Below are 19,076 nucleotides of genomic sequence, written 5' to 3'. Positions count from 1 at the left end.
CGGTCAGTAGAGGGAACAAGACTGGGGCTTCAGGTCACCGTCGGGACCAGAGAGGGTGGCCGCGGCAAACCTCTGCCCGCTGCCGGCCGCCGCGGCGCTGTCCAGGGTGCAGATGATCTGGTCGACGGCGGTCGCCGACAACGTGGTCACCGCGCCCGACATCGTCACCGAGAGGCGGGAACCGTCGGCGCTCGCCACGACCTCGGACGCCGGGAGGGCGTCGGCCGGCACCTCGCTCGTGAACCCCTCGCCCTGTTCGTGCACGTCCGGGCCGGCCGCCAACAACCGGAGCGCTTCGACGGGCGGGACGGCCTCCCTGGCCGGACGCACCACCAGCGCGAGAGTTCCGCCCCGGATCAGGTAGAGGCCGACGCCCACGGACGGGCCGCCCCGGGCGGGACTCCCGGTGATCACCCCGCTGGGCCGGACCCCGCAGCCCGCGGCGAGCACGGCGACCAGCACCAGAACGCCCGCGAGCAGCGCCCGTGCCGCGTTCCGGCCGGTCACCGTACACCTCCATCGCCCGCCGACTCCGCCACGCGCGGCAGGCGGAGCCTGAACACGGCGCCGCCGGCCGGCGCGTTGCCGGCGACGAGACTTCCCGGCTGCCCGGCGTGCCGGTGCAGGCGGGCGTTCTCCCACGCGATGGCCAGCCCAAGGCCGCTGCCCTCGGACCGGGTCCGTGCGGTGTCCGCCTTGTAGAACCGCTCGAACACGTGCGGCAACACCTCCGGGTCCAAGCCTGGTCCGTGGTCGGCGACCTCGATGGTGAACCAGTCCGGTTCGGCGTGCAGCCGCAGCGACACCGGCGCGGCGCCGTGCCGGAAGGCGTTGCCGACCAGGTTGGCGACGATGACGTCCAGCCGGCGGGGATCCAGGCGGGCCATGACATCCGGAGGCAGCTCCGCCCGCACCTGGTCGGCCCAGCCTCGCATCCGCAGCGTCGCGGTCACGGCCGCGGCCACGTCGACGTCGTCGAGGGCGAGTCGCGCCGTGCCCGAGTCGAACCTGCTCACCTCGATGAGGTCGTTGACCAGCCGGACGAGGTTCTGCGTCTCCTGACTGACGAGTCGGGCGGCCCGGCCGGCGTCGCCAGGCAACCCGTCCGCCTCCTCGTCCAGGACGTCGGTGACAGCCGTCATCGCGGCCAGCGGTGTACGGAGCTCGTGCGACACGTCGGCCACGAAGCGTCGGGCGTCGGACTCCATCCGGCGCAGCTCACCGACCTGCCGCTCGAGCGTCTGGGCGGTGTTGTTGAAGGTCCTCGCCACGTCGGCCAGCTCGTCGGTGCCCCGGACGACCAGCCGGGTCGTCAGATCGCCCTGACCGAGCTGGTGGGCGGCCCGGCCCAGTTCGCGTACGGGCCGCAGCACCCCGGCGGCCGCGAGCAGGGCCAGCAGGACCGCGAGGACCAGCGACAGTCCGCCGGTCACCCACGCCAGGGTGGCGAGCCGGTCGATGCTCTGCTTCTCGGGGATCAGGCTGCGTACGGCGTAGACCTCCAGCCCGGACGGCCTGGACGTGCCGTCCCGCTGGTCGAGCATCAGCTGGGTCCCGATGAGAAGGACGGGTTGGCCCTTGAGCGAGACCCGTTGCCAGGCGACCTTGCCGTCCCGGACCGCCTGCCGCAGTTCGGGGGTGAACGGTCGGGGCAGCTGGCTGCCCCGCGTCCGCATCTCGTGGTAGTACACCACCACGGACCAGTCCCGGTCGGACAGGAGCTCGGCCATCGAGTCGAGCTCGTCCTGGGTGGGTGGCAGCCGGCGGAGCGGGTAAACCCTGGAGAGCTGATCGGTCAGCGACACCACCGCGGCGTCCTGCGCCTGTTGGAGGATGACTCTCCGCGCCTGGAAGTAGCTTCCGCTGGCGACCACCGCCGTGGTCGTCAGACCGAGCAGTGTGAAGGCCAGCAACAGCCGGACCCGGAGGCCCGAGGCACGACCGCCCGCCCTGCGCCACCGCTTCACAGCGGCCCGAACCGGTAACCGAACCCGCGCACCGTCTGCACGAAGACCGGCGCCGACGAGTCGTCCTCGATCTTCGCCCGCAGTCGCTGGACGCAGGCGTCCACGAGCCGCGAGTCGCCGAGGTAGCCGTGCTCCCACACGGCCTCGAGCAGTTGCTGGCGGCTCAGCACCCGGCCCGGCGTACGGGAGAGCTCGAGCAGCAGGCGCAGCTCGGTCGGAGCGAGGCCGACCGGCATGCCGCCCTTGCTGACCACCAGCGCGGCCCGGTCGATGGTCAGGGCGCCGTACTGCTCCACGCCCGCCTGCTCACCGCCGGCCCGCCGCGTCTCGCCGCCGGTGCGCCGGAGCACCGCGCGGATACGCGCCTCCAGAACCCGGGCCTGCACCGGCTTCACCACGTAGTCGTCGGCGCCCGCCTCCAGGCCCGCAACCACGTCCATGTCGTCGTTCCGGGCGGTGAGCATGATGATCGGCAGGTCGCCGAGGGCCCGGATCCGCCGACAGACCTCGAACCCGTCCATCCCCGGCAGCATGAGATCGAGGATCACGACATCGGAGGCGCCCTCGTGCACGCGAACCAGCCCCTGCTCGCCGGTCGCCACCGCGTCCACCGTGTGGCCCTGCCGGGTCAACGCCAGCTGCAGCCCATCGCGCACCGTCTGGTGGTCTTCGATCAGCAGGATGCGGGACATTTGCCAAGTATCGCACCATGAGCCGACTTCGCTTTTTCACCATGTGGGACGCCCGACATCAACCCTCGGGTCACTTGCCGTCCTGACCGTCCCGTGCCGGGCCCCGTCGGTGTGGTTTCGGCGGCTTACCGGGACGGCGAAGTCGGCCGAACGCACCAGGAACACCACCGATCCCACGGCCAGCACCGTCAGCGCGGTCGCCGTCACGATGGCGACGAGCGGCCCGCGCTCCACCGAAGCGCTCAGCCTGGGTACGACCACCAGAAGCGCCCAGACCAGCACGACGGCTGCCTCGACCAGACCGCGCAGTGCGGTCCAATTGTCCGACCGGCCGCGCAGATCGCCGTCAGCCGGCCGGTCAGCGCGGACGGCGCCCCGTCGGTTGGCGTGGAACACCTCGGATCGGTCGACTCGGACGGCGCCGTACGGGTCGGGCCGGAGGGCCGCACCCGGGTCGACGTCGATCGCGGGGTGGGCTCCGCCGCCCAGGTGAGCCAGCGCCGCAGCGGCCAGGCAGGACAGCGACACGGCCAGCAGGACGCCGCCGAGGGTGTCGCTGAACCGGTGCCAGCCCGCGATCATCGTGGCCGAGGCGACCACCGAGACGCCCAGCGCGCCCGGGACGACGAGCCACCGCCGAGCCCACCCGGGCAGGACCAGCATGAAGGCCAGCAGCAGGGCGGTCGCCGTCGTGACGTGACCGCTGGGGAAGCTGTTGTGGGTGGTCGAACTCTCGATCTGGAACTCCGGGCGAGGAAGCACCGTCTTCGCCATACCGGCCACCGCCACCGCGCCGAGGACCATCCCGACGCCCACCACGCCCGCCACCAGCCGCCGTCGAGCCAGACCCACCAGCAGCACCGAGCCGAGCAGGACGGCCAGGAGCACCGGGCTGCCGAAGAGGGCGAGCACGGTCTTGGCCGGGCCCACGAGGTCGCTCTGCTGCTCGTACCCGCCGCCCCGCTCCGCGCGGGGCAGGAGCAGCCCGTCGAGCCACTGACCGGCCGGCGTCCAGAGGAACACCGCGCAGCTCAGCGCGAGGGCGAGCAGGGAGCCGAGCGCCGCCTCGACCAGCGGGCCGGGGTGCACCGAGTGTGGCCGGCGCGACGGGGCGGGCACCAGGGGGCGTTCGATCCAGGAGTACGTCCATTCAGGGAACACATCGGCCATGGTCGCCACGCCACGTCCGGGCACCGTCCGCGGCATGTCTTCGTTGTGTCACAGGTCCGGGGCCCGCTTGGGACCCGCCTCGGGCCGGCACCAATCCGCAGATAGCGCCACGGTCTGACCCGCATTTCCGCAACAAGATCCACTGGATGCGGGACGTCACCTACGACGAAGACCACTGCCAGATCCGCACCGGCACCGGACCCCACGTCATGGCCGCCCTGCGCAACGCCGCCATCGGCGCACTCCGCACCGCCGGCGCAACCAACATCGCCGCCGCCAACCGCCACCACGCCCGCGACAGGGCGCTGTTGCGTTGACGGTCGGGTGGGCGCGCTGAGCCGAGTCGGCGCTACTGTTCAGATTGCTTGGGCGAGTTCGGTGAACGCGGCGGCCACCCGCCTCGCTCTCGGGATGTCGGTAGTGAGTTCGTAGTGTCCGCGTCGTAGGTTCTGGATGAAGGCATGTCCGGTGATGATCGTCTGGGCGGTGCGGTCGGTACGTAACCCCCGCATCGGTCTGAGTCGGTGCTTGAGCTGGCTGTGATCGGCCTCGATCGGGTTGTTGGCGTGCCGCTCGACGTGATGCCACGCCGACGGGATCAGCTCGTCGAGCACCTTGGGATAGGCGGGCGCGGCGTCGGTGACCACCTCGCAAGGCGTGACCTTCAACGTCCTCAGCGCCCGTTGGAAGAACCGCCGGGCTGCGGTTGCGTCCCGACGTGCTGAGACGAGTACGTCAATGACCTGCCCGTGCTGGTCAACGGCCCGGTAGACGTACCGCCACACACCGTTGACCTTGACGTACGTCTCGTCGACATGCCACCGGTCGCTGGGTGAGTGGCGGGCGAAGGGGGCGGCGTCGGCCAGCAAAGGCGTGAAGCGCTGCACCCACCGGTAGGTGGTCACGTGATCGACTTCCACACCGCGTTCGACCAGCGGTTCCTCCGCATCTCGATACGAGAGGTTGAACCGTAGATACCAGCGAACCGCGAGAACGATTACCTCGGGCGGGAACCGGAAGCCAGCGAACGCCGACGGTGGCAGCGACCAGGACCGGACACCAGACGACGGCCTCACCGGCCCAGCTCACCACATCAGTCAAGCCCGTAATCGATCAAGCCCACGCTCAACGCAACAGGGCCCGATTGAGTGCCTCGCCGCGCAGCGACAGCAGGTCCACGCCGTTGAGCCGGACCTCGCCGGCCTGCGCGTCCACCAGCCGGACGATGGCCTTGGCGGTCGTCGACTTGCCCGAGCCGGACTCGCCGACCAGGTCGAGCGTACGTCCCCTGTGGACGGTTAGGTCGATGTCGTCGACGACGAGGGAGGTTCGCCGCCGCCCGGGGATCAGCGACCTCCCGGTGAACGAGACGGACAGGTTGCCGCGGGCGGTCCTCGGTCATCAAGGGGCCGCCCGCGGCCGTTCACTGTGCGGGCGGTGTCACGGGGTCCAGAAGTTGCCGGAGACCACGATCATCGTCTGCAGCTGCAGGCTCGCCGAGTAGTAGCCCGAGGTGTCCAGCGGCGTCGACTTGATCTTGTTCCAGAGTGCGTCGAGCCAGGCCTGGCTGCCCGGGTCGGTCATCGCGGTCACCGCGAACGGCGCGAAGAACGCCGCCTCGGAGCCCGAGCTGAGCGCGGTGCCGTCGAGGGAGTAGCCGACGGCGATGTTCGACGGGTTGCCGCCGGTCTTGGCCTTGACCCAGGTGTTCAGCTTGCGGGCCGCGGCCAGCGACTGCGCGTCGCCGCTGGTGACCGCGTCGGCCCCGATCCGCCACGGGTCGCGGCAGGCGTTCCACCAGTACTTGCCGTCGTTGGGGTCCTCCAGCACCTGCCCGGTGGCGGGCTTCGGCGTGGTGTTCGTGTTGATCACGAAGTCGGGCAGCAGACCGGTGTTGGGGGCGTAGCCGCTCTGCAGCGACGCGGTGACGGACTGGTGCTTGGCCAGGATGGTGTCCCAGGCGGTGTCGCCTGTCGCCTTCCGGTAGGCGCGGAAGTGGCCGGGCATCCAGTCCGAGGTGCGGCTGAGGTAGTAGTACGAGTCGCCGGCGCTGCTCCAGTCGCCGAGCAGGGTCAGCTTGGTGGTGGCGTTGATCTCGCTGGCCTTGATCGCGTTGATCCGGGTGACGGCGAGCGACTTGTAGTTGTAGGCGCCGGTGCTGCCCCACTGCTTGTCGGCCAGCAGCAGCCCGTACGCGATCTCCAGGTCGCCGTCGGTGGCGGAGTCGGAACCGTTGACCGAGGTGCAGGAGGTGTTCTGCTCGGCGGCGTGCAGGTTCGGGTTGTTGACCGACGGGTGCGCCAGCACGTACTTGAGCAGGCCGTCGAACTGCGTCTTTGCGTTGGGGTCGGCACCGGCCATCAGCGCGGTGATGACCATGCCGTAGCCCTGCGCCTCGGCGACGTACGGGTGGTCGGCGTCGGGGGAGTAGACCTCGTACCAGCCGTTGCCGCAGTTCTGCTTGATGAACGCGTTCTTCCAGGTGTTGTAGTAGCTGATCACGGTCTGGTCGTGCGTGGACGCGGCGCCGGACAGCTTGAGAGTGCCCGCGGCGTACGGCCGCAGGTGCGAGCCGAACGGCACGGCAACTCCGCCGGGCGGGGGAGAGGAACTCGGGGAGGGGCTCGGCGTGCCCGTCGGCGCGTAGACCTCGAACTCGTACAGCGAGTACCCGTACGTGGTGCCGCGGGCGGTGCCGTACATCCGGATGTAGCGCCCGCTGGCGGTGAGTCCGGTGAGGTCGTCGGTACCGCCGTTGCCGCTGGTGGTGGAGTAGATCGTGGTCCAGGTGCTTGCGTCGGGCGAGACCTCGATGCGGTATGCCTTGCCGTAGGCGGCCTCCCAGCGCAGTGTCACCTGTCCGATCTGCTGGGTGCTGCCCAGGTCGAGGCGGATCCACTGCGGGTCGCTGCCCTCGGCGCTGGCCCAGCGGGTCGAGGTCGAGCCGTCGACGGCCTTGGCGCCGTCGAGCGAGGAGGTTTCGGCGGAGGAGACGGCGGTGGTGCGGCCCAGAGCCAGGTTGGTGGCGGCCTCGGCGGACGTGGCGAGGACGAGCCCGCCGAGAAGTGTGCCGGCGGTGGCCACGGCGGCGGCCGCGAGCATGGGGCGGGCCCGTCCGGGCCAGGCTGTTCTGCGCATCATTGCGGGACTCCCTATGGAGGGTCGCGGTGCGTGCCGCGGCTGCGGAACGCGGTGATACGAGCGGACATGTGACCGCACGACGGGCGTCGGCGAGCGGTCGCGATGGCCCAGGGCCCCGGGCTCGGGGGGAACTTATGCCAGGAGACGCCCGTCACACAAGATGGTTAGGAAGATTGCCTAACGATCCTGTCGCACCTCTTGACTGCTTCGGAGTCGTCGCCCTAGTCTCCGGCATTAGTAAACCTGATTGCCTAACGTTCCATCGACACAAGCGAGGGCGGATGACCCGACCAGCCGGTTCGTCGAAGCTGCTGCGCGCCATGAACGAGAGTGCGATCCTGGCCCACCTGCTGAACCGTGGCCCGCTCACCCGTGGCGAGTTGCGGGAGCTCACCGGGCTGAGCAAGCCGACAACCTCGGACGTGCTACGCAGCCTCACCGATGCGGGGCTGACGATGGTGGTCGGACGTAGCTCGGGTGGCCCGGGACCGAACGCCGAGATCTACTCGGCGAATCCGAAGGCGGGGTTCGCGGTCGCGATCTGTATCCGGGAGGTTTCCGAGATCCCGGGGCCGTCGCTCATCGCGGCGCTGATCGATGCCGGTGGTGTGGTGCACGCCCGGATCGAGGACTCGATCGACCTGACGACACTCGACCCCGTCGACGCGATCACCGACACGGTCATCCGGGTCATCGAGCGGGCGGGGGTCGGCGCTTCCGCGGTCCGCCACGTAAAGCTCGGGGTGCCGGGTTCATATGACGCGGCGAACGGGGTCATCCACTACATCGACGTGCCCGGGTTCGACCGGCCCGGTCTCGTCGAACGAATCGCAGCACGGTTGGGCACCGTGGTCGAGGTCGAGAACGACGTCAACCTCGCCGCGATCGCCGAACGTGCGCACGGGGTCGCCGCCGGGGGCGCCGGCTTCACACTCTTCTGGATCGGTGACGGTCTCGGCTTGGCCATCGACCTCGGCGGCACGCTGCTACGCGGGGGGCGCGGCGGCGCAGGCGAGATCGGCTACGTGCCGGTGTCGCTGCCCTCAGACTGTCCGCCTGCCGACCTGCAGAGCCTGATCGGTGGTCCCGCCGTTGTAGCGCTCGCGGCGGAGCACGGCATCGCGGCCGCCACCCCGGGCGCCGCGATCGGTGTGGCCGTCGCCTCGGCCCACCCTCAGGCCGGACGCTTCCTCGACGCGGTGGCCGCCCGCATCGCGTTCGGTCTGGCCGCCGTCGCGGGCGTGCTCGACCCGCCGCTGATCGTGCTGGCCGGCGACGTCGCGCAGGCCGGCGGGGAAGCGCTCGCGCAGCGGGTCCGTGCCGCGCTGCCCGGCACGACCCCGCTTGACATCACCATCGCCGTCACCGAGGTCACCGACGACGCCGTACTGCTCGGCGCGCTCGAAGCCGGATGGCGAGCGTTGCGCGAATCCTTGATCGACAACCAGCGCACCGCCATGCAGGCCGGCTGACCGCCGTCTGCCGCGGCGCGCTCAGCCCTGCTCCTCCGATCAGCACCACCGTGTGGCCCGACCGGCGTCCTTGCCGCACCAGGCGAAGGGCTCGGTCGAGCCGCGACCCCGCAACTCCGTATTTCTGATTCCGGAGAGGAACACTTCATGCAGCGCTTGCTGAACCGGCGTACGACCATGATGGTCGGCATAGCCGCAGCATTGGCAGTGGTCACGGCGTGCACCCCTACCGAGGCCCCGAAGCCGATCGCGACCTCGGGTGTCGAGCCCACCGGCGCGGTCGAACTGTGGCACTTCTTCACCGACCGTGAGGCCAAGGCCCTCGACGGGACGCTGGCCAAGTTCAAGGCGAAGTACCCGAAGGTCACGCTGACCGTCAAGGGCGGGCAGGACGACGCCAAGGTGACCACCGCGATCGGCGCCGGCACCGGTCCGGACGTGGCGATCAGCTACTCAACCGACATCGTCGGCAAGTTCTGCGCCGCGGGCGCGTGGGTCGATCTCAACCCGTACCTGCAGCGCGACGGCGTCGACCTGAACGCGATCCCGCAGGTCGCCCGTTCCTACACGGAGTTCCGGGGCAAGCGGTGCACGATGCCGTTCCTGGCCGACGCGTACGGCTTCTACTTCAACAAGGGAATGTTCGCCGAGGCGGGGCTGACCGAGGCCCCGAAGACCCTCGCTGAACTGTCCGAGATGGCCAAGAAGCTGACCAAGCGCTCGGCCGACGGCACCATCGAGCGGGCCGGCTTCCTGCCCCTGTTCGGCTTCTACGAGAACTCCCCGTCGCACTTCGCGCCGATGGTCGGCGCGAAGTGGCTCAACGACGACGGCACCTCGGCGATCGGCTCCGACCCCGCCTGGAAGGAGCTGCTCACCTGGCAGAAGGAACTCGTCGACTGGTACGGCTACGACAAGCTGGAGAAGTTCCGCGCCTCGCTGGGTGACGAGTGGTCGGCCGACAACGCCTTCCACAAGGGCAAGGTCGCGATGGCCGTCGACGGCGAGTGGCGGATGGCGTTCCTCAAGGACCAGGCGCCGAACGTCGAGTTCGGGGTGGCCCCGCTGCCGGTCAACAAGGCCGAACGCGCGGGCGCGGGCTACATCTCGGGCAACGTCATCGGCGTCTCGCGGACCGCCCGCAACCCGGAGGCGGCCTGGGCGCTGGTCAAGTTCCTGACCACGGAGACCGACAGCATCGTCGACCTGTCCAACGGCATCCGCAACGTGCCGACCACCACCGCGGCGCTGACCTCGCCGCGGCTCACCGCGGACCCGGCGTTCAAGGTGTTCCTCGACATCTTCGCCAACCCGAACTCGGGCACCACCCCGCCCAGCGCGATCGGCCCCGGCTACCAGGAGACCTTCTCCGAGTTCCTGCAGGGGTGGCAGTCAGGGACGCAGAAGGACCTGAGTGCCGGACTGGCCGACGTCGACGTCCGGGTCAACAAGATGATCAAGCTGGCCGGCTAGCAGCGATGCCGACCGCAGTCAGCCAGGGGGGCACCGGCCGTGTCCGGCGCTCCCTCGTCACCCTCACCTTCATCGGGCCCGCGCTGATCGGCATCCTGATCTTCCTGGTCTACCCGCTGGTCGCTGCGGTCTACTTCTCCTTCACCCGCTTCGACATGTTCAACCCGCCGGTCTGGGTCGGGCTGGACTTCTGGGAGTATGTGCTGTTCGACGAACCGACGGTGCGGATCGCGGCGAAGAACACGTTGGTGTTCGTGCTGCTGATGGTCCCCGCCCGGACGGTCGGCGCGCTGCTCACCGCCATGCTGCTCAATGCGATGAAGCGATCCCGCAGCATCTACCGCACGCTGTACTACCTGCCCGCTCTCGCGCCCCCGGTCACCGCCACCATCGCGTTTGTGCTGCTGCTCAAGCCAGGCACCGGGCCGGTCAACACGCTGCTGGCGCAGTTTGGCCTCGAAGGGCCGGGCTGGTTCAACGACCCCGACTGGGCCAAGGCGTCGCTGACACTGCTAGCCCTGTGGGGCGTCGGCGACCTGATGATCATTTTCGTCGCGGCGCTGCTCGACGTGCCGCAGGCCCTCTACGAGGCCGCGTCGCTGGACGGCGCGGGCCGCTGGCACCGGTTCCGCTACGTCACCCTGCCCACCATCTCGCCGGTGCTGCTGTTCGCGACCATCACCGGCGTCATCGGCACGTTCAACTACTTCACCCAGGCCGCGGTCGCCGGCAGCGTCGCCTCCGGCCAGGTCACCTCGGGCAGCGGCATCGCCGGCACGTTCGGCTACCCCGAGAACTCGACGCTGACCTACCCGATGCGGCTCTACTCCATCGGCTTCGGCAACAACCTGTTCGGGGCCGCGAACGTCATGGCGGTCATCCTGTTCGTGGTGTCGATGACCGCCACGATCATCCTGCTGCGGCGGTTCAAGGCGTTCAGCGGAGGCGACTCATGACCCAGTCCATACCCAGCGGCCGCGGACACCACGTGCTCGGCTTCGTCGCCCGACACGCGATCGGCATCGCGATGGCCATCATGTTCCTCGCCCCGATCGTCTTCCTGCTGCTCACCTCGTTCATGACCAGCGACCAGACGCTGACCGCGAACATGTGGCCGCAGAGCTGGCACCCGGAGAACTACGTCGAGGCGTTCCGGAAGACGCCGCTGCTGCGGTTCATCGGCAACACGTTCCTCTACGCGATCCTGGCCACCGGGTTCATGCTGCTGGCCAGCGTGCCGGCGGCATACGCGCTGGCCAAGCTGCGGTGGCGCGGCCGCAACGCGACGATGGTCCTGATCATCTGCATGATGATGCTGCCGCCGCAGGTCACCACGGTCCCGCTCTACATGATGTGGGCCAACACCGGACTCACCGGCACGCTGTGGCCGCTCATCCTGCCGATGCTGGCCGGAGACGCGTTCTCCATCTTCCTGCTGCGCCAGTTCCTGGTCACCATCCCCGACGAGTACCTCGACGCGGCCCGCATCGACGGCTGCGGCGAGTGGCGCACGCTGCTGCGCGTCATCCTGCCCATGGCCAGGCCCGGCATCGCCGCCGCGGCCATGTTCCAGTTCTTCTACGCCTGGAACGACTACTACGGCCCGTTCCTCTACACCAGCGAGAACCAGGACGCCTGGACCATCTCGCTGGGCCTCGCCTCGTTCCGGTCGCTGCACCACGTCGAATGGCATCTCGTCAGCGCGGCGACCCTGCTCACCATGGTCCCGGTCATCGTCCTGTTCTTCTTCGCCCAGAAGGCGTTCGTCCAGGGTGTCACGCTGACCGGCGTGAAAGGATAACAACAACATGAAGATCGCTGTGGTCGGCGGAGGTTCGACCTACACCCCCGAGCTGATAGACGGGTTCGCCCGCCTCGACGCGGCCGTCACCGAGATAGCGCTGATCGATCCGGCAGCCGACCGGCTGCCGATCGTCGGCGGGTTCGCGCAGCGGATCTTCCGCCGCCACGGACACCCCGGGCGGATCACCTGGACCACCGACCTCGACACCGGGCTCACCGGCGCCGACGTCGTCATCATCCAACTGCGGGTCGGCGGGCAGCGCGCGCGGATCAGCGACGAGACGTTCCCGCTCGAATGCGGCTGCGTCGGGCAGGAGACCACCGGAGCAGGCGGTCTCGCCAAGGCCCTGCGCACCGTTCCCGTCGTGCTCGACGTCGCCGAACGCGCACGCCGCCACGCCGCACCCGGAGCGTGGATCGTCAACTTCACCAACCCGACCGGCATCGTCACCCGCGCCCTGCTCGACGCCGGGCACCGGGCCGTCGGCTTGTGCAACGTCGCCATCGGCTTCCAGCGGCGCTTCGCCGCGCTGCTCGGCGTGGCACCCGGGGAGGTGACCCTCGACCACGTCGGCCTAAACCACCTGACCTGGGAACGCGGCGTCCACGTCGACGGCGTCGACCGGTTGCCCGAGCTGCTGTCGGCGCACCTGGACGAGATCGCAGGCGAGGTGAACCTGCCACCGGCGATCCTGGCCACACTCGGCGCGGTGCCGTCGTACTACCTGCGCTACTTCTACGCCCACGACCAGGTCGTCGAAGAGGAACGCGGCGCACCGACCCGGGGCGAGCAGGTCGCCGAACTGGAAGCTGCCCTGCTGTCCATGTACGCCGACCCCACCCGCGACACCAAACCCGACCTGCTCGCCAAGCGCGGCGGCGCGTACTACTCTGAGGCCGCCGTCGGGCTCATCGGCTCGCTGCGCAGCGGCGACGGTGCCACACACCCGGTCAACGTGCGCAACAACGCAACCCTGCCGTTCCTGCCCGACGACGCCGTCATCGAGGTCAGCTGCCGGGTCGACGCCGACGGCGTGGCGCCGCTGCCGGTCCGGGCCGTCGGCCCCCACATCTCCGGCCTCATCTCCCACGTCAGCGGGTACGAGGAGCTGGCCGTGCACGCCGCCGTGGCCGGTGGACGGCAGCGGGTCTACCAGGCGCTGCTGGCACACCCGCTGGTCGGCCAGCACGACCTCGCCGAGAACCTCACCGACCGGCTTCTCGCCACGAACGCCGCGCACCTGAGGTGGGCCGCATGATCGGCGAAAGGACCGTGGTCGCGGTCGACGGCGGCAACTCCAAGACCGACGTCATCATCGCCACCGGCGCCGGAGCCGTGCTCGGGCGCGCCCGGGGACCGGCGTCCTCGCCGCACCTGATCGGCGTGCCCGACACCATCGGCCTGCTCGGCCGGCTCATCGCGCAGGCCAAGCAGGCCGCGGGGCTCGGCACGGCCGCAGTGTTCGACCGGGCCGAGGTCTACCTCGCCGGCGCGGACCTGCCCATCGAGGTGCGGATCCTGACCGAGGCAGTGACCGCGGCCGGGTGGGCACACCAGAACCGGGTCGACAACGACACCTTCGCTCTGATCCGCGCCGGCACCGACGCCGAACGCGCGATCGCGGTCGTGTGCGGCGCCGGGATCAACTGCGTCGGCCGCGACGCCGACGGGCGAACCGCACGGTTCCCCGCCCTCGGGATGCTCACCGGAGACTGGGGCGGCGGGCACCACCTGGCCTCCCTGGCGCTGTGGCACGCGGCACGCGGTGAAGACGGCCGCGGGCCGGCCACCCGGCTGACCGAGGCGGTCATCGACCACTTCCGGGTGGCCACGGTCGAGGACCTCGGCATCGCCATGCACCTCGGCGAGGTCGCCCCCGCCCGCGTCGACGAGCTCACCCCGGTCCTGTTCGCCGTCGCGACCGGCGGGGACCAGGTGGCCCGTCGCATCGTGGCCAAACAGGCAACGGAGGTGCTGTCCCTGGCCCGAATCGCCGCCGAGCGGCTGGGCATGCGCGAGGAACGGCTGGCTCTCGTGCTGGGCGGGGGCGTGCTCGCCGCCCAGCATCCGCTGCTGCACCAGTCGATCGTGGAGGGCATGCCGGCCGTGCTGCCCCGCGCCGAGGTGGTGGTGTCGGCGCAGGCTCCGGTCGTCGGCGCCGCCCTGGCCGGCCTCGACGCCCTGGGTGCCACGATGGACGCGAAGTCCGCGCTAAGGACCGCCGTCTAACCGGCTGTCCACGCCTTCCCGGGGCCCGTCGAGCAGAGACGGGCCCCGGCGCGCCCACCCGCGCCTATCCGCCGCCATGCCCCTTGCGGGCTTCGGCGCGTTACGGACCACCGATGTCGAGGCACAGCCTTCATCCGGTCATCGTCGGCGCCATACTTCGCCCGGATCGGCCACGTGATCCTCCGAGTGTCGAGCACCCGGGCTGACGCTGCCTCGCATTGCGGCACTCGAATATTGACCGGCATGCATGGTCGGCCGTAGCATCAGCGACTGTAAGTCAGTTTGACTATCTTTCACCCTCCGGGAGAAAGGCACGCAATGGTACGAACCAGAGCGGGCATGAGACTCGTCGCCGCGCTCAGCATGGAATTCCTCATCGTCGGGTCGGCCCTCATGGCGACTCCCGCCCATGCCGCACCCATCCGCTACGAGGCCGAGAGCGCCACCATCGGTCAGGGCCTTGCCGAGTCCAACCACCTCAACTTCTCCGGGACCGGCTTCGCCGACACGGACAACGTGGTCGGCAGCTACGTGCAGTGGACGATCAGCGCCGCGACCGCCGGCACGGCGACCTTCACGATCCGCTACAGCAACGGCACCGCGGCAGACCGGCCCGCCGACATCGCCGTCAACGGCACCGTCGTCGCCGCGGCGGCGGCGTTCGGCAGCACCTCCGACTGGGACACCTGGGCCGACAAGACCGTCACCGCTCCGGTCGGCGCCGGCAGCAACACCGTCCGAGTCACCTCCACCTCGGCAGCCGGCGCCGCCAACCTCGACTACCTTGAATTCGAGGTCGCCGGAGCGCCGGCCTTCACCGACTACCAGGCGGAGAACGCCGTCATCGCTCAGGGCGCGGTCGAGTCGAACCACACCGGTTACACCGGCACCGGCTTCGTCAACACGACCAACGCGGCGGGGGCGTACGTGGAGTGGACGGTGACCGCGGCCGCCGCGGGCACCGCGCAGCTGGCGTTCCGCTATGCCAACTCCGGCGGGGCGAACCGGCCGGGAGACATCGCGGTAAACGGCAACCTCGTCGGCAACCAGCCGTTCCCGGCGACCACCGCCTGGACCGACTGGGTGGACGTCACGGTCAGCACGACGCTGGCCGCGGGAGCCAACACCGTGCGGCTGACCGCCACCGGCGCGCTCGGCCTGGGCAACATCGACCGGCTGCGCGTCACCGGGCAGAGCGACTCGCAGGCGCCCAGCACACCGGGCGCCCCGAGCTGTTCCGCCGTCACCTCCAGCAGCATGACGCTGAACTGGGGCGCGTCCACCGACGACGTCGGGGTGGCGGGATACGACATCTACCACGACGGCAACCTGCTGAGTCAGACGACGGGCACGGGCACCTCGCAGAACCTGACCGGCCTCTCGCCGAACACGGAGTACCGCCTGTCGGTGTTCGCCCGGGACGCGGCCGGCAACGTCTCGCTGTCCAGCGCGCAGGCGATCTGCTCCACCCTGGCCAGTTCCGACACCCAGGCGCCGACCGCCCCGGCGAACCTGGCCTACTCGAATCTGAGCGGCAGCAGCGTCACGCTCACCTGGACGGCGTCCACGGACAACGTCGGGGTCACCGCGTACGACGTGCGCACCGGGACGACCGTCGTCAAGTCGGTCATCGGCACGCCCCCGGCGGCGACCACCTCCGTCACCGGGCTCGCCTGCAACACGGCGTACGGGCTGAACGTCGTCGCCCGAGACGGCGCAGGCAACACGTCCGGGCAGAGCAACACGGTGTCTTTCACGACCGCGACCTGCAGCGGCGGCGTGCCGTCAGGGATCACACAGATCTCCACCGGCTGGACGATCCCCTGGGGCACGTACTTCATGCCCGACGGGCAGACCGCCCTCGTCACCGAGCGGGACGACAAGGTCACCTCCGGCCAGTTCAAGGTCTTCAAGGCGACGCTGTCCGGTGTGCGTACCCAGGTCGGGACCGTCCCGAACGTCGTCACCACCGACGGTGAGGGAGGCCTGCTCGGCGTCGCTGTGGACCCCGGCTGGGCGTCCAACCACTACGTCTACTTCATGCACACCGCGTCGGAGGGCAACCGGGTCGCCCGGATGACCTACGACGGCAGCACCCTGACCGGGTACACCACGATCCTTTCCGGGATCGCCAAGAACCGCTACCACAACGGTGGCCGCCTGGCCTTCGGGCCGGACGGGTACCTCTACGTCTCCACCGGTGACGGGCAGACCAGCAGCCGGGCCCAGGATCTCAACTCGCTCAACGGCAAGATCCTGCGAATCACGACGACCGGTGCCGCGGCGCCGGGCAACCCGTTCGGTACCCGGGTCTACAGCTACGGCCACCGCAACCCGCAGGGCCTGGCGTTCGACTCGCAGGGCCGGCTCTGGGAGGCCGAGTTCGGCAACAGCATGTACGACGAACTCAACCTCATCAAGCCGGGCAAGAACTACGGCTGGCCGACCTGCGAGGGCACATGCGGCGTCGCGGGCATGGAGAACCCGAAGCGACAGTGGTCGGTGTCGACCGCCTCGCCCAGCGGTATCGCGATCGTCCGCGACGTCGTCTACATGGCGACGCTGCGCGGCGAGCAGATGTGGCGCATCCCGCTACTCAGCGGCGAGACCACGGGCACTCCGACGGCGTACTACACGGGCACGTACGGACGCCTACGCACGGTCACTAAGGTGCCCGGCTCCGACCAGCTCTGGCTCAGCACCACCAACTGCGACAACAACGGCGGGGCCGCGAACGGCGCCGACCGCACCCTGCGCATCACCATCAGCTAGCGAAGTGCCGCGCCGCACGGGTCCCTGATCCGATCCGTGCGGCGCGCACCCTCACCATCGACGGCCGGGAGCGGGCGCGGCCACAGGAAGGGACAGAGTATGCGACTCCAACGATCCGCCACACCCCGCCGACGGCTCGTCGCGGCCGGCGGCGTCGGCCTGCTCGTGGCCGCGTCGCTGTTCATCGCGACGCAGGCGCAGGCGGCGCTGACCCGCTACGAGGCAGAGAGCGCCACGATCAGCCAGGGCCTCGCCGAAGCGAACCACCTCGGCTACTCCGGCTCCGGTTTCGTCAACGGCGACAACGTGGCCGGCAGCTACACCCAGTGGACGGTCAACGCGCCCGCCGCCGGCACCGCCACGATCACCATCCGCTACAGCAACGGCACCGCCACCGCCCGGCCCGCCGACATCGCCGTCAACGGCACCGTCGTCGCCGCGGCGGCGTCGTTCGCCAGCACCTCCGACTGGGACACCTGGGCCGACAAGACCCTCACCGTGGCCGTCAACGCCGGCAGCAACACCATCCGGGTCACCGCCACCACGGCGACCGGCTCCGCGAACCTCGACTACCTCGACTTCGAGGTCGCCGCGTCACCGCCACCGGCCTCGGTGCACCAGGCCGAGGACGGCACGGTGTCCCAGGGCGCGGTCGAGTCGAACCACGCCGGCTACACCGGCACCGGGTTCGTCAACCTCGACAACGCCACCGGCAGCTACGTGCAGTGGACCGCAACGGCACCTGCCGCAGGCACCACCAGCCTGACCATCCGCCACGCCAACGGCAGCAGCGCCAACCGGCCGATGTCGGTCACCGTCAACGGCACGGTCGTCAACGCCGGCCTCGCGTTCAACCCGACCGGCGCGTGGAGCGCCTGGGCCGACGCCAGCCTCAGCATCACGCTCAACGCGGGCGCCAACATCATCCGAGTCACGTCGACGACCGCGTACGGCGGCCCGAACCTCGACAAGATCACCTTAGGCGTCGCGGGCTCGCCGTCACCGACACCGAGCACGTCGCCCCCGCCCGGCGGCACACCAGTCGGCGTCAACGGCCAACTGCACGTCTGCGGGCTGAAGCTGTGCAACCAATACGACCGGCCCATCCAGCTGCGCGGTATGAGTACGCACGGCCTGCAGTGGTACGGCCAGTGCGTCAACAGCGCATCGCTGACGGCGCTGGCCACCGACTGGACCGCGGACGTCCTACGCATCTCGATGTACATCCAGGAGGGCGGGTACGAGACCGACCCGCGCGGCTTCACCGACCTAGTGCACTCCATCATCGAGCAGGTCACCGCGCGCGGCATGTACGCGATCGTCGACTGGCACCAGCTCAGCCCCGGCGACCCAAACGCCAATCTGAGCCGGGCGAAGACCTTCTTCGCCGAGATCGCCCAGCGGCACAAGGACAAGGTCAACATCCTCTACGACGTGGCGAACGAGCCCAACGGCGTGAGCTGGTCGACCGTGAAGAGCTACCACGAGCAGATCATCCCGGTCATCCGGGCGCAGGACGCCGACTCGGTGATCCTGCTCGGCACCCACGGCTGGGGGTCGTTCGGCGTCTCCGACGGCCGCGGCCCGTCCGACATCAGCAACAACCCGGTCAACGCCACCAACATCATGTACACGTTCCACTTCTACGCCGGCTCGCACGGCACGGAATACCTCGACGCGCTGAACACGGGCTCCAACTCCTTCCCGGTGTTCGTGACCGAGTTCGGCACGCAGACCGCGTCCGGCGACGGTGCCAACAACTTCACCAGGTCACAGCAGTACCTGGACCTGATGGCCACGAAGAAGATCAGTTGGGTGAACTGGAACTACTCGGACGACTCCCGCTCCGGCGCGGTCTTCACGAGCGGAACCTGCCCCAGCGGCCCGTTCACCGGCAGCAGCAAGCTCAAACCCGCCGGGGTATGGATCCGCGACCACATCCGCACCCCCGCGGACGACTTCCCGACAAGCTGAACCCTGCTGATCGAGAGGTGGCCGACCTTTCGTCACGGGCCGGCACGGCGAACACCGGACGACCCCGATGCGGCACACCGGGGGCACCACGCCGACGACGCGGCAGGCCCGGTCGGAGAGTCTCTCCGACCGGGCCTGCCGCGTCGTCGGTTCAGCATGAACCGTCGGGGATGCAAACAGCGGTGACCACCGAACGCTCCGAGCCCATGCTGACGGGGGCGCGACCGAAAAGGCAAATCGTTTTCCTAACCCCTTGACATCGAACGACGCAATTGGCAGCCTCTTCCCAAGCGGCTTGGCGCGGCTCCGGAACACCTTCGGACGTGACGCGCTTCAGTGAACAACTGCCCCCGGCCGGTTGAACTCCCCTCCCCAAGGAGGC

The 19,076-nt window shown here is 69.6% G+C and carries 16 protein-coding genes and 1 pseudogene; 10 read left to right on the top strand and 7 right to left on the bottom strand.

Annotated elements, in window-relative coordinates; all coding sequences use genetic code 11:
* Positions 1–3 precede the first annotated feature (3 nt).
* From OG617_RS01875 to OG617_RS01860, 4 genes are read right to left on the bottom strand one after another with little or no spacing between them, the layout of a single operon-like run.
* Positions 4–507 carry a hypothetical protein gene (locus OG617_RS01875; protein ID WP_405098139.1) on the bottom strand — a complete coding sequence of 168 codons (504 nt, stop codon included), beginning with the start codon at positions 505–507 and terminating at the stop codon, positions 4–6.
* Positions 504–1,913, bottom strand: coding sequence for an ATP-binding protein (locus OG617_RS01870; RefSeq protein WP_405098137.1), 1,410 nt, complete (start codon positions 1,911–1,913; stop codon positions 504–506). The genes OG617_RS01875 and OG617_RS01870 overlap by 4 nt, the downstream gene beginning before the upstream one ends.
* A gap of 50 nt (positions 1,914–1,963) precedes the next feature.
* Positions 1,964–2,659 carry a response regulator gene (locus OG617_RS01865; protein ID WP_405098135.1) on the bottom strand — a complete coding sequence of 232 codons (696 nt, stop codon included), beginning with the start codon at positions 2,657–2,659 and terminating at the stop codon, positions 1,964–1,966.
* 36 nt (positions 2,660–2,695) lie between these two features.
* Entirely contained in the window at positions 2,696–3,829 is a 1,134-nt protein-coding gene (locus tag OG617_RS01860) for a phosphatase PAP2 family protein (protein ID WP_405098134.1), read from the bottom strand.
* A 146-nt stretch (positions 3,830–3,975) separates the two neighbouring features.
* Between OG617_RS01860 and OG617_RS01855 the strand changes: the two genes are divergently transcribed.
* On the top strand, positions 3,976–4,146 hold the full coding sequence (locus tag OG617_RS01855; RefSeq protein ID WP_405098132.1) for a hypothetical protein: 171 nt from the start codon (positions 3,976–3,978) through the stop codon (positions 4,144–4,146).
* Between the two features lie 39 nt (positions 4,147–4,185).
* On the opposite strand, the gene OG617_RS01850 is transcribed toward OG617_RS01855, so the two are convergent.
* The 3 genes from OG617_RS01850 to OG617_RS01840 form a co-directional block, all read right to left on the bottom strand.
* Positions 4,186–4,872: an IS6 family transposase gene (locus OG617_RS01850; protein ID WP_405104069.1), complete on the bottom strand. Its 687-nt coding sequence runs from the start codon at positions 4,870–4,872 to the stop codon at positions 4,186–4,188.
* Between the two features lie 82 nt (positions 4,873–4,954).
* A complete protein-coding gene (locus tag OG617_RS01845; protein ID WP_405104068.1) occupies positions 4,955–5,137 on the bottom strand; it encodes an ATP-binding cassette domain-containing protein in 183 nt (60 codons plus the stop codon).
* 132 nt (positions 5,138–5,269) lie between these two features.
* Positions 5,270–6,967, bottom strand: a complete 1,698-nt coding sequence (locus OG617_RS01840; RefSeq protein ID WP_405098130.1) for a glycosyl hydrolase family 8 — start codon at positions 6,965–6,967, stop codon at positions 5,270–5,272.
* A 176-nt stretch (positions 6,968–7,143) separates the two neighbouring features.
* Between OG617_RS01840 and OG617_RS01835 the strand changes: the two genes are divergently transcribed.
* From OG617_RS01835 to OG617_RS01795, 9 genes and pseudogenes are all read left to right on the top strand, one after another.
* The gene (locus OG617_RS01835; RefSeq protein WP_405098128.1) at positions 7,144–8,442 is read left to right on the top strand and encodes an ROK family transcriptional regulator; all 1,299 of its coding nucleotides are present in this window, start codon (positions 7,144–7,146) and stop codon (positions 8,440–8,442) included.
* Between the two features lie 147 nt (positions 8,443–8,589).
* A complete protein-coding gene (locus tag OG617_RS01830) occupies positions 8,590–9,915 on the top strand; it encodes an ABC transporter substrate-binding protein (RefSeq protein WP_405098126.1) in 1,326 nt (441 codons plus the stop codon).
* Between the two features lie 5 nt (positions 9,916–9,920).
* A complete protein-coding gene (locus tag OG617_RS01825; protein WP_405098124.1) occupies positions 9,921–10,871 on the top strand; it encodes a carbohydrate ABC transporter permease in 951 nt (316 codons plus the stop codon).
* Entirely contained in the window at positions 10,868–11,716 is an 849-nt protein-coding gene (locus OG617_RS01820) for a carbohydrate ABC transporter permease (RefSeq protein WP_405098122.1), read from the top strand. The genes OG617_RS01825 and OG617_RS01820 overlap by 4 nt, the downstream gene beginning before the upstream one ends.
* 7 nt (positions 11,717–11,723) lie before the next feature.
* Positions 11,724–12,977, top strand: coding sequence for a 6-phospho-beta-glucosidase (locus tag OG617_RS01815; RefSeq protein WP_405098120.1), 1,254 nt, complete (start codon positions 11,724–11,726; stop codon positions 12,975–12,977).
* Positions 12,974–13,948: an N-acetylglucosamine kinase gene (locus OG617_RS01810; protein WP_405098118.1), complete on the top strand. Its 975-nt coding sequence runs from the start codon at positions 12,974–12,976 to the stop codon at positions 13,946–13,948. Before OG617_RS01815 ends, OG617_RS01810 begins: the two co-directional genes overlap by 4 nt.
* 339 nt (positions 13,949–14,287) lie before the next feature.
* Entirely contained in the window at positions 14,288–16,720 is a 2,433-nt protein-coding gene (locus OG617_RS01805) for a PQQ-dependent sugar dehydrogenase (RefSeq protein ID WP_405098116.1), read from the top strand.
* Between the two features lie 99 nt (positions 16,721–16,819).
* Positions 16,820–17,293, top strand: a pseudogene (locus OG617_RS01800) (CBM35 domain-containing protein); the annotation flags it as partial.
* A 39-nt stretch (positions 17,294–17,332) separates the two neighbouring features.
* Positions 17,333–18,694: a cellulase family glycosylhydrolase gene (locus OG617_RS01795; protein ID WP_405104067.1), complete on the top strand. Its 1,362-nt coding sequence runs from the start codon at positions 17,333–17,335 to the stop codon at positions 18,692–18,694.
* Positions 18,695–19,076: the final 382 nt, after the last annotated feature.

Origin of the sequence: Micromonospora sp. NBC_01412 (genome assembly GCF_045040215.1) — a bacterium.
In the GTDB taxonomy this organism is placed as follows: Bacteria; Actinomycetota; Actinomycetes; order Mycobacteriales; family Micromonosporaceae; genus Micromonospora; species Micromonospora rubida.
This window is presented reverse-complemented; position numbering and strand designations above follow the sequence as displayed.

Coding starts and splice junctions, on each gene's coding strand:
- OG617_RS01865 (WP_405098135.1), bottom strand. CDS start 2,659: ATGTCCCGCATCCTGCTGATCGAAGACCACCAGACGGTGCGCGATGGG.
- OG617_RS01825 (WP_405098124.1), top strand. CDS start 9,921: ATGCCGACCGCAGTCAGCCAGGGGGGCACCGGCCGTGTCCGGCGCTCC.
- OG617_RS01810 (WP_405098118.1), top strand. CDS start 12,974: ATGATCGGCGAAAGGACCGTGGTCGCGGTCGACGGCGGCAACTCCAAG.
- OG617_RS01805 (WP_405098116.1), top strand. CDS start 14,288: ATGAGACTCGTCGCCGCGCTCAGCATGGAATTCCTCATCGTCGGGTCG.
- OG617_RS01855 (WP_405098132.1), top strand. CDS start 3,976: ATGCGGGACGTCACCTACGACGAAGACCACTGCCAGATCCGCACCGGC.
- OG617_RS01840 (WP_405098130.1), bottom strand. CDS start 6,967: ATGCGCAGAACAGCCTGGCCCGGACGGGCCCGCCCCATGCTCGCGGCC.
- OG617_RS01820 (WP_405098122.1), top strand. CDS start 10,868: ATGACCCAGTCCATACCCAGCGGCCGCGGACACCACGTGCTCGGCTTC.
- OG617_RS01860 (WP_405098134.1), bottom strand. CDS start 3,829: ATGGCCGATGTGTTCCCTGAATGGACGTACTCCTGGATCGAACGCCCC.
- OG617_RS01815 (WP_405098120.1), top strand. CDS start 11,724: ATGAAGATCGCTGTGGTCGGCGGAGGTTCGACCTACACCCCCGAGCTG.
- OG617_RS01830 (WP_405098126.1), top strand. CDS start 8,590: ATGCAGCGCTTGCTGAACCGGCGTACGACCATGATGGTCGGCATAGCC.